The 15,334-nt window shown below is 64.2% G+C and carries 11 protein-coding genes and 4 tRNA genes; 1 reads left to right on the top strand and 14 read right to left on the bottom strand.

Annotated features, from left to right (window positions below; genetic code table 11):
* Positions 1-79: 79 nt before the first annotated feature.
* From rpoB to CCR98_RS03995, 14 genes are all read right to left on the bottom strand, one after another.
* A complete protein-coding gene (rpoB, locus tag CCR98_RS04060; RefSeq protein ID WP_087921632.1) occupies positions 80-4,234 on the bottom strand; it encodes a DNA-directed RNA polymerase subunit beta in 4,155 nt (1,384 codons plus the stop codon).
* Positions 4,235-4,563: 329 nt separating this feature from the next.
* The gene (rplL, locus tag CCR98_RS04055) at positions 4,564-4,932 is read right to left on the bottom strand and encodes a 50S ribosomal protein L7/L12 (protein WP_014036098.1); all 369 of its coding nucleotides are present in this window, start codon (positions 4,930-4,932) and stop codon (positions 4,564-4,566) included.
* Positions 4,933-4,995: 63 nt separating this feature from the next.
* A complete protein-coding gene (gene rplJ / locus CCR98_RS04050; protein ID WP_005408203.1) occupies positions 4,996-5,532 on the bottom strand; it encodes a 50S ribosomal protein L10 in 537 nt (178 codons plus the stop codon).
* Between the two features lie 387 nt (positions 5,533-5,919).
* Positions 5,920-6,618 (bottom strand): 50S ribosomal protein L1, encoded by a 699-nt coding sequence (rplA, locus tag CCR98_RS04045; protein WP_004154350.1) that lies wholly within the window; start codon positions 6,616-6,618, stop codon positions 5,920-5,922.
* Positions 6,619-6,622: 4 nt separating this feature from the next.
* Positions 6,623-7,051 carry a 50S ribosomal protein L11 gene (gene rplK / locus CCR98_RS04040; RefSeq protein WP_004145248.1) on the bottom strand — a complete coding sequence of 143 codons (429 nt, stop codon included), beginning with the start codon at positions 7,049-7,051 and terminating at the stop codon, positions 6,623-6,625.
* A 258-nt stretch (positions 7,052-7,309) separates the two neighbouring features.
* Positions 7,310-7,870, bottom strand: coding sequence for a transcription termination/antitermination protein NusG (gene nusG / locus CCR98_RS04035; RefSeq protein WP_004154362.1), 561 nt, complete (start codon positions 7,868-7,870; stop codon positions 7,310-7,312).
* 10 nt (positions 7,871-7,880) lie between these two features.
* The gene (secE, locus tag CCR98_RS04030) at positions 7,881-8,294 is read right to left on the bottom strand and encodes a preprotein translocase subunit SecE (protein WP_004154361.1); all 414 of its coding nucleotides are present in this window, start codon (positions 8,292-8,294) and stop codon (positions 7,881-7,883) included.
* Between the two features lie 49 nt (positions 8,295-8,343).
* Positions 8,344-8,419: transfer RNA gene (locus CCR98_RS04025), tRNA-Trp, on the bottom strand.
* 102 nt (positions 8,420-8,521) lie between these two features.
* Positions 8,522-9,712 (bottom strand): elongation factor Tu, encoded by a 1,191-nt coding sequence (gene tuf, locus CCR98_RS04020; protein ID WP_087921631.1) that lies wholly within the window; start codon positions 9,710-9,712, stop codon positions 8,522-8,524.
* 41 nt (positions 9,713-9,753) lie between these two features.
* Positions 9,754-9,829: transfer RNA gene (locus tag CCR98_RS04015), tRNA-Thr, on the bottom strand.
* Between the two features lie 49 nt (positions 9,830-9,878).
* Positions 9,879-9,952: transfer RNA gene (locus tag CCR98_RS04010), tRNA-Gly, on the bottom strand.
* Positions 9,953-9,976: 24 nt separating this feature from the next.
* Positions 9,977-10,062: transfer RNA gene (locus tag CCR98_RS04005), tRNA-Tyr, on the bottom strand.
* A gap of 137 nt (positions 10,063-10,199) precedes the next feature.
* Positions 10,200-11,216: an isoaspartyl peptidase/L-asparaginase gene (locus CCR98_RS04000; protein ID WP_087921630.1), complete on the bottom strand. Its 1,017-nt coding sequence runs from the start codon at positions 11,214-11,216 to the stop codon at positions 10,200-10,202.
* Between the two features lie 88 nt (positions 11,217-11,304).
* On the bottom strand, positions 11,305-12,324 hold the full coding sequence (locus tag CCR98_RS03995) for a cyanophycinase (RefSeq protein WP_087921629.1): 1,020 nt from the start codon (positions 12,322-12,324) through the stop codon (positions 11,305-11,307).
* A gap of 169 nt (positions 12,325-12,493) precedes the next feature.
* Between CCR98_RS03995 and CCR98_RS03990 the strand changes: the two genes are divergently transcribed.
* Positions 12,494-15,232 carry a TonB-dependent receptor gene (locus CCR98_RS03990; RefSeq protein WP_087921628.1) on the top strand — a complete coding sequence of 913 codons (2,739 nt, stop codon included), beginning with the start codon at positions 12,494-12,496 and terminating at the stop codon, positions 15,230-15,232.
* The last annotated feature ends 102 nt before the right edge of the window (positions 15,233-15,334 follow it).

The raw sequence follows: 15,334 nt of genomic DNA, 5'->3' as shown, positions 1-15,334 counted from the left end.
CCAGAAGGAGGAATGCTGTGTCGATGGGCTTTCAGTTGACTGCCAGCGGCGCGGCGGCGGACCGCCGCGCCGGCATGGATCAGTTGTCTTCCAGTTCCATGTTGATGGCCAGCGAGCGGATTTCCTTCACGAGCACGTTGAAGGATTCCGGCATGCCCGCGACCATCTCGTGCTCACCGTCGACGATGTTCTTGTACATCTGGTTGCGGCCCTGCACGTCATCGGACTTCACCGTCAGCATTTCCTGCAGGGTGTAGGCCGCGCCGTAGGCTTCCAGCGCCCAGACTTCCATTTCACCGAAGCGCTGGCCGCCGAACTGCGCCTTGCCGCCCAGCGGCTGCTGGGTGACGAGCGAGTACGGACCGGTCGAACGGGCGTGCATCTTGTCGTCGACCAGGTGGTTCAGCTTCAGGTAGTGCATGTAGCCAACGGTGGTGTGGCGATCGAAGGCTTCACCGGTGCGGCCGTCGTACAGCTGGGTCTGGCCACTGCTCGGCAGGTCGGCCAGTTCCAGCATGCGCTTGATTTCCGCTTCGGTGGCGCCGTCGAACACCGGGGTGGCCATCGGCACGCCGTCGGTCAGGTTGCGGGCCAGGCGCAGCAGTTCCTCGTCGCTGAACTGCGACAGGTCGACACGGTTGGCCACGTTGGTGTCGTCGTGGTTGTAGATGTCGTCCAGGAACTTGCGCAGGTCGGCGACCGCCGCCTGGGCTTCCATCATCGCCTGGATCTTGCGACCCAGACCCTTGGCGGCCCAGCCCAGGTGCACTTCCAGGATCTGGCCGATGTTCATACGCGACGGCACGCCCAGCGGGTTCAGCACGATGTCAACGGTTTCGCCCGAGGCCATGTACGGCATGTCCTCGACCGGCACCACGTTGGACACCACACCCTTGTTGCCGTGGCGGCCTGCCATCTTGTCGCCCGGCTGGATGCGGCGCTTCACGGCCAGGAACACCTTGACCATCTTCAGCACGCCCGGGGCGAGGTCGTCGCCCGCGGTGATCTTGCCGCGCTTGTCGGCGAAGCGACGCTCGAATTCCTTCTCGTGCGCCTGGATCTGCTTCTGGGCACGCTCGATGGCTTCCGAGGCGTCCTCGTCCTTCATGCGCAGGGCGAACCAGTCAGCCTTCTTCAGGCCGTCGAGGAAGGCGTCGGTGATCACGTCACCCTTCTTCAGGCCAGCGCCACCGTTGACCACCTTGCCCACGATCTGCGAACGCAGACGCATGTAGATGGCGGCTTCCAGGATGCGGAACTGGTCGTCGAAGTCCTTCTTGACGCGCTTGATTTCAGACTCTTCGATCTGGCGGGCGCGCTTGTCCTTCTCGATGCCGTCGCGGGTGAAGACCTGCACGTCGATGACGGTGCCGTCCATGCCCGGCGGAACGCGCAGCGAGCTGTCCTTAACGTCCGAAGCCTTCTCGCCGAAGATCGCGCGCAGCAGCTTCTCTTCCGGGGTCAGCTGGCTTTCGCCCTTCGGGGTGACCTTGCCGACCATGATGTCGCCGGCGCGGACTTCCGCACCGATGTACACCACGCCGCTCTCGTCCAGGCGGTTCAGCGCCTGCTCGGAGACGTTCGGGATGTCGGCGGAGATTTCCTCCGGCCCCAGCTTGGTGTCACGCGCGACGCAGGTCAGCTCTTCGATGTGGATCGTGGTGTAACGATCCTCTTCCACCACGCGCTCGGAGAGCAGGATGGAGTCTTCGAAGTTGTAGCCGTTCCACGGCATGAACGCGATCAGCATGTTCTGGCCCAGCGCCAGTTCGCCGATGTCGGTGGACGGACCGTCGGCCAGCACGTCGCCGCGGGCGATGACGTCACCCACCTGGACCAGCGGACGCTGGTTGATGCAGGTGTTCTGGTTCGAACGGGTGTACTTGACCAGGTTGTAGATGTCCACGCCTGCGTCGGTGGCGCCAACGATCTCTTCCTCGTTGACCTTGACCACGATGCGGGCCGCGTCGATCTGCACGATCTCGCCACCACGACGGGCGTTCACGGTCACACCGGAGTCACGCGCCACGGCGCGCTCGATGCCGGTACCGACCAGCGGCTTCTGCGAGCGCAGGGTCGGCACGGCCTGACGCTGCATGTTGGCGCCCATCAGCGCGCGGTTGGCGTCATCGTGCTCCAGGAACGGAACCAGCGCGGCCGCGATCGACACGGTCTGCATCGGCGAGACGTCCATGAAGTGGACTTCCGCCGGCGGCTTCAGCAGCGATTCGCCCTGGAAGCGGCAAGGAACGAACTGCTCGGTCAGCACGCTGTCGGCATTGGTCAGGGCGTTGGCCTGTGCAATGACGTACTCGTTTTCTTCGATCGCCGACAGGAACTCGACTTCGTCATAGACCTTGCCGTCCACGACCTTGCGGTACGGGGTCTCGAGGAAACCGTACTGGTTGGTGCGGGCGTACACGGCCAGCGAGTTGATCAGGCCGATGTTAGGGCCTTCCGGAGTTTCGATGGTGCAGACGCGGCCGTAATGGGTCGGGTGCACGTCGCGCACTTCGAAGCCGGCACGCTCACGGGTCAGACCGCCCGGGCCCAGGGCCGAGACGCGACGCTTGTGCGTCACTTCCGACAGCGGGTTGTTCTGGTCCATGAACTGCGACAGCTGCGAGGAGCCGAAGAACTCCTTGATGGCAGCGGCGACCGGCTTGGCGTTGATCAGTTCCTGCGGGGTCAGGCCTTCCGACTCGGCCATCGACAGGCGCTCCTTGACCGCGCGCTCGACGCGGACCAGGCCGACGCGGAACACGTTCTCGGCCATTTCGCCGACCGAACGCACGCGACGGTTGCCCAGGTGATCGATGTCATCGACCACGCCGCGACCGTTGCGGATCTCGGTCAGGACCTTGATCACGTCCAGGATGTCGGAGCTGTCGCCGTGGGCAGCGACCAGGCGCTTGGACTCTTCGTCGTTGCGCTCACCGAAGTACTTGCTGTCGTACAGCACGGCTTCGCCGGTGGTTTCCTTGCGGCCCACGCGACGGTTGAACTTCATGCGGCCGACCGCGGACAGGTCGTAACGCTCGAAGGTGAAGAACAGGTTGTGGAACAGGTTCTGCGCGGCATCCTTGGTCGGCGGCTCACCCGGACGCATCATGCGATAGATCTCGACCAGGGCTTCCAGCTGGGTCTTGGTCGGATCGATGCGCAGAGTGTTGGACAGGTACGGGCCACGATCCAGGTCGTTCACCCACAGGGTGCCCACGGCATCCACACCGGCCTTGCGGAAGGCCTGCAGCTGCTCGTCGCTGATCTCGTCGTTGGCCTGCGCCAGCAGTTCGCCGGTCGAGGCGTCGACCACGTCGTGCGACAGGATGCGGCCGACGATGTAGTCGTCCGGCACGGCCAGAGCGGCGATGCCCGAGGCTTCCAGCTGCTTGATGTGGCGCGCGGTGATGCGCTTGCCGGCTTCCACGATGACCTTGTCGCCGTCGGCGAGGTCGAAGCCCAGGGTTTCGCCACGCAGGCGCTCCGGCACCAGCTCCAGCTGGACGCCTTCATCCGGGTTGATGTGGAAGGTGTTGATCTCGAAGAACTCGGCCAGCATCTCTTCGTTGCTGTAGCCAAGCGCGCGCAGCAGGATCGACACCGGCAACTTGCGGCGACGGTCGATACGGGTGAACAGCGCGTCCTTCGGGTCGAACTCGAAGTCCAGCCAGGAACCGCGGTAAGGAATAATGCGGGCGCTGTACAGCAGCTTGCCCGAGCTGTGGGTCTTGCCACGATCGTGGTCGAAGAACACGCCCGGCGAGCGGTGCAGCTGCGAGACGATGACGCGCTCGGTGCCGTTGACGATGAAGGTGCCGTTTTCGGTCATCAGCGGGATTTCGCCCAGATAGACCTCCTGCTCCTTCACATACTTGATGGCCTTGGTCGACGACTCACGGTCGTAGATCACCAGGCGCACGGTCACGCGCAGCGGCGCGCCGTAGCTCATGCCACGCTGGCGGCACTCACGCTCGTCGAAGACCGGTTCGCCCAGCTTGTAGCCGACGTATTCCAGGGCAGCGTTGCCGCTGTAGCTGGCGATCGGGAAGACCGACTTCAGCGCAGCGTGCAGGCCGTGGTCCGTGCGCTTGGCCGGATCGACGTTTTCCTGCAGGAATTCACGATAGGAATCCACCTGGATGGCGAGCAGGAACGGCACTTCGAGAATCGAGCGCTGCTTGCCGAAATCCTTGCGGATACGCTTTTTTTCGGTGAACGAATAGGACGTCATGAGGTCTTCCACCTTGTTGTGCGGATCGTGCGCCCACGATCCGAAGGGAACTTGAAATTGTCAGTTGGAAGTCGCTGGTATTGCCGGCACCAGCACGCCTTCTCCCGCTACTTCCAACTGCCAACTCGTCTGCTACCACTCCCCCGCTGCCGCGCCGTGCGCTGGCCTGCCGGGGTTTGACTGCAGCCCGTGTTGGGCTTTTTCCTGCTGTTTTTCACATCCACGCATGCCGTGGATCTACAACACCGCAACAACGACCAAAGGCCGGGGGCTTACGCCCCCAGCCTTGGCTGCATCGCCGTGAATCGGTGACGATGCAAGGTAACTGCTTACTTGACTTCGACAGTCGCGCCAGCAGCTTCCAGGTCCTTCTTCATCTTCTCGGCTTCGTCCTTCGAAGCGTTGTCCTTCAGGACGCCGCCGGCTTCGGCCAGGTCCTTCGCTTCCTTCAGGCCCAGGCCGGTGATGGCGCGGACGGCCTTGATGACTTCGACCTTCTTCTCGCCGGCAGTCTTCAGGGTGACGACGAATTCGGTCTGCTCTTCAACAGCAGCAGCCGGGCCAGCGGCAGCAGCCACGGCAACCGGAGCAGCGGCGGAGACGCCGAACTTCTCTTCGATGGCCTTGACCAGCTCCATCACTTCCATCAGGGACTTCTCGGCGATGGCGTCGACGATCTGTTCGTTGGTAAGGGACATGATTAATACCTTTGGATGATTTTCTGGGTTGAGGTTCCGTCAGGAACCACGGTAAGTCGAAACTCAGGCGGTCTCGGCGGCCGGCTCGGCAGCGTCAGCGGCGACATCGCCACCACCCTGCTTCTCGCCAACGGCCTTGATGGCGCGGGCAAACATCGTGACCGGCTCGGTCAGGACGCGGGCCAGCATAGCCAGGGCCTGGTCGCGGGTCGGCAGCGATGCCAGCACGTCGACGTGGCTCGCCGGGAACACTTCACCACCGATGGCGACGACCTTAGCCTTCAGCTTGTCGTTGCCCTTGGCGGCTTCCTTGATCAGGCGACCGGCAGCGCCGGGCTCCTCGAGCGAGAACGCGTACAGCAGCGGACCAACCATCTGGTCCTGTGCGACTGCGAACTCGGTGCCTTCAACGGCGCGCGAAGCCAGGGTGTTCTTGACAACCTTCAAGAAAACACCGGTTTCACGAGCCTGCTTGCGCATCGCGGTCATCTGGGCGACCGTGGTGCCAGCGTATTCGGCTGCGATCAAGGAGTGGGCCTTGGCGGCGACGTCTGCCAGCTCGGCGACTACTTCTTGCTTCTGGGACAGATTGAGAGCCATTGCACTCCTCCTATTGAACTCCGCTTACGGCTCCTGCCGTGTGCGGTCCTGTGCGGCATCCGTCCTGGACGCCGGGAACATCGGGATGATGTTCCGGGGGTGGGCCGTTCTAGACCTGGAGTGGGCCAACCTGGGGAAACCCAGACGTGCGTGAACCAGAAAAACTCCAGAAGGGCACCATCTACGCAGGGTGATTCCGGGGAATCGATTAAGCGCTCCTGACTACTCCGGCGGCGACTCCTTGCCAGATCGAGCTTCCATGCCCGTCGCCGGTATTGCCACGACCGCGCCTGCGGTCTTTGACGGCTACCGCGGGCGATGCACTGCCAGCGATGCCTTCAAATGTCACGGTCACGGCACCCGAGGCACCGTGACCGCTTGAAACAATTACTTCAGGGTCAGCGACGACTGGTCGACGGTGACACCCGGGCCCATCGTCGAGCTGACCGAAACCTTCTGCAGGTAGGTGCCCTTCGAGGTGGCCGGCTTGGCCTTGATCAGGTCCAGCAGCAGCGCGGTCAGGTTCGACTTCAGCGCGTCTTCGGCGAAGTCGGCCTTGCCGATGGTGCAGTGGATGATGCCGGCCTTGTCGGTGCGGTAACGGACCTGACCCGACTTGGCGTTCTTCACGGCTTCACCCGGGTTCGGGGAAACGGTGCCGACCTTCGGGTTCGGCATCAGGCCGCGCGGGCCCAGCACGGTGCCCAGCTTACCGACGACGCGCATGGCGTCCGGGGTAGCAATGACGACGTCGTAGTTCAGATCGCCGGCCTGCATCTTCTCGGCCAGATCGTCCATACCGACGGCTTCGGCGCCAGCGGCCAGGGCTTCGTCAGCCTTGGCACCGGCCGGAGCGAACACGGCGACGCGGACCGACTTGCCGGTACCGGCCGGCAGCACGGTGGAGCCACGGACCTGCTGGTCGGACTTCTTCGCATCGACGCCCAGGCGCACGGCAACGTCGATCGACTCGACGAACTTGGCCTTGGTGGCGCTCTTCAGGATGTTGATCGCGTCCTCGAAGGCGTACGCCTTGCCCGGAACGACGGCGGCCTTGATGGCCTTCTCACGCTTGGTCTGTGCCATCTTATTAACCCTCCACCACGAGGCCCATGGAACGGGCAGAGCCAGCGATGGTACGCACGGCGGCGTCCAGGTCGGCGGCAGTCAGATCCGGCTCCTTCGCCTTGGCGATCTCTTCCAGCTGCTTACGGGTGACCTTGCCGACCTTCTCGGTGTTCGGGCGCTTGGAGCCCGACGAGATGCCAGCGGCCTTCTTCAGCAGGGTGGTAGCCGGGGTGCTCTTGGTGATGAAGGTGAACGTACGGTCCGAGTAGGCCGTGATGATCACCGGAACCGGCAGACCCGGCTCGAGCTTCTGCGTGGCAGCGTTGAACGCCTTGCAGAATTCCATGATGTTCAGACCACGCTGACCCAGCGCAGGACCGACCGGCGGCGAGGGGTTGGCCTGACCGGCCTTCACCTGCAGCTTGATGTAACCGACAACTTTCTTTGCCATGTGAGTGCTCTCCGGGTGCTAGCGCCTTTCGACAACAGGCTCCCCATCGGACCGGGAATCACGCGTCCCGGCATCGCGTTTTGAAATCATGCTGAAGGCCACCTTGCGGCGGCCTCGTCCTGCTGGCTTTCCCAGCGGGGAGCCGCGCACTATAACAGGTTTTTTCTTCACTTGCCTGAAGCGGCAGGTAAACGAACGAAACCGGGCCAAGCCCGGTTTCTGGTCCGGAGTCGAGCAAGGCTCGACTCGACAGACGGGTCAGACGGCCTTTTCGACCTGGCCGAACTCGAGCTCGACCGGGGTGGCACGACCAAAGATCAGCACCGAGACGCGCAGACGGCTCTTCTCGTAGTTGACTTCTTCGACGACGCCATTGAAATCGTTGAACGGACCGTCGGTAACGCGAACCATCTGGCCCGGCTCGAACAGCACCTTCGGACGCGGCTTCTCGACACCTTCCTGAACACGATTCAGGATGGCCTCGGCCTCGGAATCGGCGATCGGCAACGGACGGTCGGCCGTGCCGCCGATGAAGCCCATCACGCGCGGGGTTTCCTTGACCAGGTGCCAGCTTTCGTTGTCGATGCGCGGGATACCGGCTTCTTCGTGGGTCTCGATCTGGACCAGCACGTAACCCGGGAAGAACTTGCGCTCGGAGCGGCGCTTCTGGCCAGCGCGCATCTCGACCACTTCTTCGGTCGGGACCAGGACGTCGCCGAAGCGCTCTTCCATGCCGTCACGGACGATGCGATCGCGCAGGGCCTGCGCCACCGACTTCTCGAAGCCCGAATAGGCGTGAACGACGTACCAACGCTTCATGCAATTCTCCTTAGCGGCTCAGGAACCACTGAGTCAGTTTCTGGATCAGGAAGTCGAAGCCACCCAGCAGCAGGCTGAGGATGAGCACCACGACGATCACGACCCACGTCATGCGGATGGCTTCCTGGCGCGTCGGCCAGACCACCTTGCGCAGTTCGAAGCGCGACTCGGAGAGGAATTCGCGGGTGTCGCGCCCCTTGCCGGTCAGCATGAACACGCCGATACCGCCAACCAGACCGACCACGACCGCCAACGCACGCAGCTGACCTGCCCACGCACCCAGCTGGGCGGCGCGACCAGAGTCGGCGGAGAACCAGAACCAGACGAACAGACCGGCCAGCACCAGCAGCGATGCGGCGACATACTTGACGATATCCCCGCCGTGGGCGGAGTTGTCCTTGGAGTGTTCGATCTTGCTATTCATCCGGCTGTGTCTGCTTTAGCGGCCCAGGCCGCTGGATAAGGTGGGCAGATGGCACGCCAGGAGGGACTCGAACCCCCAACCTGCGGTTTTGGAGACCGCTGCTCTGCCAATTGAGCTACTGGCGTACGTTGAAAACTTGCCTTCCCTTAGACGGCGAAGGCGGACCGAGGTTCCCGGCCCGCCATTCGCGTAACCGGCGGCGCTATGCAACCACCGGCACTGCAGGCTTACTCGATGATCTTCGAGACCACGCCGGCGCCGACGGTACGGCCGCCTTCGCGGATGGCGAAGCGCAGGCCTTCGTCCATTGCCACCGGGTTGATCAGGGTGACGACCATCTTGACGTTGTCACCCGGCATCACCATTTCGACGCCTTCCGGCAGAGCAGCTGCGCCGGTGATGTCGGTGGTACGGAAGTAGAACTGCGGACGGTAGCCGTTGAAGAACGGGGTGTGGCGGCCGCCTTCGTCCTTCGACAGGACGTACACTTCGCCTTCGAACTTGGTGTGCGGCTTGATCGAACCCGGCTTGGCCAGAACCTGGCCACGCTCGACGTCGTCACGCTTGGTGCCGCGCAGCAGCAGGCCAGCGTTGTCGCCTGCCTGACCCTGGTCCAGCAGCTTGCGGAACATTTCAACGCCGGTCACGGTGGTCTTCTGCACCGGACGGATGCCGACGATTTCGATTTCGTCGCCAACCTTGATCACGCCGCGCTCGATACGACCGGTCACCACGGTGCCGCGGCCCGAGATCGAGAACACGTCTTCCACCGGCATCAGGAACGGCTTGTCGATCGCACGCTCCGGCTCCGGGATCCAGCTGTCCAGGGCATCGACCAGCTTCAGGATGGCCGGCACGCCGATGTCGCTCTGGTCGCCGTCCAGCGCCAGACGGGCCGAACCAGCGATGATCGGGGTGTCGTCGCCCGGGAAGTCGTACTTGCTCAGCAGCTCACGCACTTCCATCTCGACCAGCTCGAGCAGCTCGGCGTCGTCGACCATGTCGGCCTTGTTCAGGAACACGACGATGTACGGCACGCCGACCTGGCGCGACAGCAGGATGTGCTCGCGGGTCTGCGGCATCGGGCCGTCAGCGGCCGAGCACACCAGGATCGCACCGTCCATCTGGGCGGCACCGGTGATCATGTTCTTGACGTAGTCAGCATGGCCCGGGCAATCGACGTGGGCGTAGTGACGGGTCGGGGATTCGTATTCGACGTGCGCGGTCGAGATCGTGATGCCACGCGCCTTTTCTTCCGGCGCGGCGTCGATCGAGGAGTAGTCCTTGAACTCGCCACCGAAGCGCTCGGCACCGATCTTGGTCAGTGCGGCGGTCAGCGTGGTCTTGCCGTGGTCGACGTGACCGATGGTGCCGACGTTGACGTGCGGCTTGGTGCGCTCGAACTTACCCTTGGCCATGGCTGCTTATCTCGAATTCGTCTGAGAGGTGATGCTTAAGATGGTGCTCACGAAAGGAATCGAACCTTCGACCTCTTCCTTACCAAGGAAGTGCTCTACCGACTGAGCTACGTGAGCCGAGTTTTGCATTATGACATGAACTCGATAAGATTCAAAGTTCATTCAATGGAGCGGGAGACGGGAATCGAACCCGCACCATCAGCTTGGAAGGCTGAGGTTCTACCATTGAACTACTCCCGCGCCGGGAATGTCACAACGTGAAACTGGTGGAGGGAGGTGGATTCGAACCACCGAAGGCGTAAGCCAGCAGATTTACAGTCTGCCCCCGTTGGCCGCTTGGGTATCCCTCCTTACCACCCCATTCCGTTGCCGCCGAAGCGTTGCGGTGTGTGGTGGTGAGCCGCTTATTCTGCTGATGGGACGGGGGGCTGTCAACGCTTTTTTCCATCTTTTTCACACGCTGTCGCAAACCCATTGATACGCAAGGTTATTGCCTGGGGACCGGCAGGGTCTCGCTGGCGAAAATTGCGACATGGGGGACGCCGTCGGCGCCGATCCAGCCCCGATACATGCCCTGGGTGTTGAACGGCGTGGCCATTTTACCGTCTGCGGCGAGCACGATCGCACCGCCGTCGCCGCCCATCTGCGGAATCGTCTCGTTGATCACGCCCTTGCCGGCCTGCTCCGGCGTCTGCGCCTGGTAGCGCATGCGCGCGCAGATCTCGTGCGCGGCCGCGGTGCGGATGTAGTACTCGCCCCAGCCGGTGCCCGACACCGCGCATCGCGCGTCGGCCCAGGTACCGGCGCCGATGATCGGCGAATCACCCACCCGGCCATAGCGCTTGTTGGTCATGCCGCCCGTGGAGGTGCCGGCGGCCAGGTGCCCCTGTGCATCCAGTGCGACCGCACCGACCGTACCGAAGTGCTTTGCGGTCTCCAGGTCGGCATGTGCCTGGCCATTGGCCTCTTCCTTCAGCGCGCGCTGCAGCTGCTGCCAGCGCTTCTCCGTGCGGAAATACGACGGGTCCACCAGGGCAGTGCCCTGCTCCGCCGCGAAGGCTTCGGCGCCCTGCCCGACCATCATCACGTGCCTGGACTTCTGCATCACGGTCTGCGCCAGCAGGATCGGGTTGCGCACCCGCTGCACGCCGGCCACCGCACCAGCAGCCTGGGTGGCGCCGTCCATCACCGCGGCATCCAGCTCGTTGTGGCCGTCATGGGTGAACACCGCGCCCTTGCCGGCGTTGAAGGTCGGATCGTCCTCCAGCACGGTGATCGCCGCCGTGACCACTGCAAGCGCCGGGCGACCGGCCGCCAGTTCGGCATGGCCCTTCAGCAGTGCGGCGCGCAACGCTTCGCGCGCGGCCTTTTCTTCTGCCGGCGACAGGTCCTTGCGCTCGACGCCGGCGCCGCCATGGATGACCAGCAGCGGCGACGTGGCCGGTGCGGCCTGGGCAAGCAATGGCAGGGACAGCAGCGCGGACAGCGCCAGGCGCAGTTTCATCAGGTACGTCTCCAGGGAGTGTTCGGTAGCGCCGGGCCATGCCCGGCGGAAAGAGCGATGCGGCAAGGCCGCCGGGCATGGCCCGGCGCTACCGTCGCACGACTTCGATCTCGCCGTCACTGACGTCGGCCACGGCCTGGTAGTCGGCCTCGGCCTGGAAGTCATCCAGCCGCATGCGGCTGCCGCTGGCGACCACGGTCACCGGAACGGCATGGAAGCGCAATGGTTCGCCCTCGACCAGGCGGTCGGCATCACGGCCGGGGCTGACCACCCAGACCTTGCCTTCGCCGTCGGCGCTGTAGACCTGGGCCTGCCCATCGGGCTCCACGCACAGGGCGGTGTCCTCATCAACGCCAATGCCGACGATGTCCGGGTCACCACTGTCCTGCGCGGCGCGTGCCACGAACACGATCAGGCGACCGAGCCGGTCACGCTTGTCGAAATGGGTGTCGGTGACCACGCGCTGCAGGTAGGGCATCTGCAGGAATCCGCTGTCCATGGTGACTGCGCTGCCCATCGGATCGGCCAGGGCTCCGGCCGAGGTGATGCTGCCACCATCCATCGCGCCGTAGGCATAGCCACCGAGGATCGCCAGTCCGGCGCTGGTACCGGCAATCGGCTTGCCGGCGCGTACATGTGCATTGAGTGCGCGGTTGAGTGCGGTGCCCTTCCAGAAGCGGATGTAGCGTGACTGGTCGCCGCCGGCGATGAAGATGGCGTCGGCCGCAGCAACCACGCGCAGCACGGCCGGATCGTCGGCACCGCGGCGGCTGTCGAAGACCAGGGTCTGTACCGCGGTGGTGCCGCCGATCTCGCGGTACAGGCGGTCCTGCAGCTCATCGCCGCCGGAGGCGCGCAGGATCAGCACACGGCCATTGCCGGCCTGCTTCAGCCACCATTGGAAGGCGTCCGGCACCCACTCGCCACCGCCCATCAGCATCATCGCGGGCGCGCGCGGGCCGGGGCGCGGGGCCTCAAGGTCGCCGACTTCGTAATAGGCAAAGCCGGGGCCCTGCAGATCCTGTGCGAGCGCAGCCAGTGGCCAGGCCAGCACCAGCAGCACCAGCCAGGCAACAGGGATACGCAGAGTGCGGTGGAGGCGTTGCATCTTGATCTCCCTGAACGAAATCGACTTGCAAGCGTTTTCACTCTTTGCCAGATAGGGACCCAGTAGTCAAGGACATAAAAAAGGCGTTAAATGCGCGCGCCCATTCCGGAAATCTGAATGGGGGACAGGCCCCTCCTCTGCGGGCCGGCATCATTTTTGAGAATTCCTCATGCGTAGACAGGCGATGGCGTGGTCGATCCAGCTGGCGTTGATGGGCGTGGCTGCTTCTGCGGCCGCCCAGGCACCGGCTTCCTCTTCGGTTCAACAACTGGACGCGGTGCAGGTCACCGGCTCGCGCATTCCGCGCGCCCAGGTGGAAGGCCCCGCCCCGATCACGGTGATCAACGCCGAACAGATCCGCTCCAGCGGCTTCACCAGCGTGCCGGACGTGCTGCGTGCAATGACCCAGAACGGCGGTGAGACGCAGAGCCAGCAGTCTTCCAGCGGCGCCGACTTCTCGCCGGGCGCCCAGCAGGTGGACCTGCGCGGCCTCGGCCCGAACCACACGCTGGTGCTGGTCAATGGCCGCCGTATCGCCGACTTCCCGATGCCGTTCAAGGGCCGCAGCAACTTCACCGATGTCTCCAACATTCCGCTGGGGATGATCGAGCGCATTGAAGTGCTGACCGGCAGCGCCTCGGCCATCTATGGTTCGGACGCCATCGCCGGCGTGGTCAACTTCATCCTGAAGAAGAAGGCCGACGGCACCACCATCGACATGCGCATGGGCACCACCACCGAAGGCGGTGGCGAGTCGTTCGACATGAGCATCGCCAGCGGTTTCAGCCGTGGCAACTTCAACGCGGTGTACAGCGTCGAACTGCAGTCGCAGACCCCGCTGTGGGCCTATGAGCGCGACATCCAGGACTCGACCCAGGACGGCCCCAGCGAGGGTTCGCGCATCGCGCGCCGTGCCTACCTGCGCACCGACTACAATGATGACTACCTGGACCCGGGCGCCGCCACCTGCGAAGCGCTGGCCGGGCAGAACCAGGGCAGCACCTACCGCGCCTATCGCCCGAAGTACGGCTACTACTGCGGCAGCGACAGCTCGATCGGCTACGGCACCATCCTCAGCAAGCGCCGCGGTGCCAACGGCTACGCGTCGCTGAGCTACGACTTCGACAATGGCCAGCAGTGGTTCGCCGACGTGCAGCTGGGCTACCACACGATGTCGCTGATGCGCGACGTCACCCAGTGGGGCCGCATGGATGCCAACGGCGATGAGTCGGGCTATTTCAACAACGAAGCCACCGGCGAGATCGAGTTCTGGCAGCGCCAGTTCTCGCCCGAGGAAATGGGTGGCCTGCGCAACGCCATGGTGCGCAGCACGCAGAAGACCTTCAGCGTGACCACCGGCTTCAAGGGCAACCTGGCCGGCAACTGGGACTACGAAGCGGCGCTGAGCCATTCGCAGTACCAGTCGCGGATCAGCTGGGCGCAGATCATCGCCGCCAAGGCCAATGACCTGTTCCTCGGCCCGCAGCTGGGCGTGGATGACGACGGTTTCCCGATCTACAACGCCGACCCGTCACGCCTGTACCGGCCGCTGACCCGCGCCGAGTACGATTCGATCGCCGCGCGTACCACCTACACCCCGAAGTCGCGCACGGAGACCGCCGCCTTCACCCTGACCAACTCGGCCCTGTTCGCCCTGCCGGGGGGCGACGCCGGGTTTGCCGCGACCGTGGAAGTGGGCCAGCAGGCCTACTCGCTGAACCCCGATCCGCTGGCGACCGAGTACTACTACTACAGCTGGAAGGATTCGGACGGAAAGGGTTCGCGCAACCGCTGGGCGACCGCTGCGGAGCTGCGCATGCCGCTGCACGAGACGGTCAACCTGAGCGTGGCCGGCCGCTACGACCAGTACCGCTATTCCGGCCACACCATCGGCAAGGCGACCTGGAGCGGTGGCCTGGAATGGCGCCCGATCGACACGCTGCTGGTCCGCGGTTCGTATGGCACCGCATTCCGTGCGCCGGACCTGCACTATGTGTTCGCCGGCCCCGGCAACGATGAGACCACCGCCGAAGACCTGTACAGCTGCCGCGCCGACGGCGCCACCGACTGCGCCGACTACGAACGCAACCTGGTCCGCAGCCGCACCGGCAATCGCCAGCTCGACCCGGAAACCAGCACGTCGTGGAGCGCCGGCTTCGTCTGGTCGCCGGCGATCGGCCTGGACCTGTCGGTGGACTGGTTCGACATCAACATGCGCAACCAGGTGCAGGACATGGACGTGCGCACGATCCTGGCCAACGAAGCGAACTGCCGCCTGGGCAGCGCCGACATCACCTCGCCGACCTGCGTGGATGCGCTCGCCCGCATCACCCGCAGCAACGACGGCCGCCTGTATGGCGTGCGCGTGGAGCCGATCAACGTCGCCCGCGAGTCCACTTCGGGCATCGACGTCGGCCTGCGCTACCGCCTGCAGACGGGCATCGGCGACTTCATCTTCAACGGCACCCACACCTGGGTGAAGAAGCATGATTTCCAGCGCTACCCGGGCGACCGCACCGAAGACCAGTTCGCAGTGAACAGCGGCTTCGACATCCCGCGCACCAAGACCAGCCTGAGCGTGACCTGGGAGAAGGATGCGTGGTCGGCAACGGTTTACGGCTCGCGCCTGGGCAAGCTGCCGACCTCGGACAGCTACGACCAGGTGTTCGACTGGGACAGCGGCGACAGCCCGTATGTGAGGGCAACGTATCGCTACAACGCTTCGCTGCAGTACCGCTTCGACGACCACTCGCGCCTGTCGCTGTCGGTGGTAAACGTGTTCAACAAGATGCCGCCGAAGGACCGCACCTACACTGCCTACCCGTACTACGACGTGTCCTGGTTCGACAGCGTCGGCCGCACGATCAACCTGCAGTACACCCACAAGTTCGGTGGCAGCGCGCTGTAAGCGCCGGGCCAGCGCCGATACAGGAGACCCCCGCTTCGGCGGGGGTTCTTTTTTTTCGCCGCCTGAACGGCCTCCAGGCAGGGGCTGCCGCCTGCCCGGTCC

The sequence above is a fragment of the Stenotrophomonas sp. WZN-1 genome, from assembly GCF_002192255.1.
Lineage (GTDB): Bacteria > Pseudomonadota > Gammaproteobacteria > Xanthomonadales > Xanthomonadaceae > Stenotrophomonas.
This window is presented reverse-complemented; position numbering and strand designations above follow the sequence as displayed.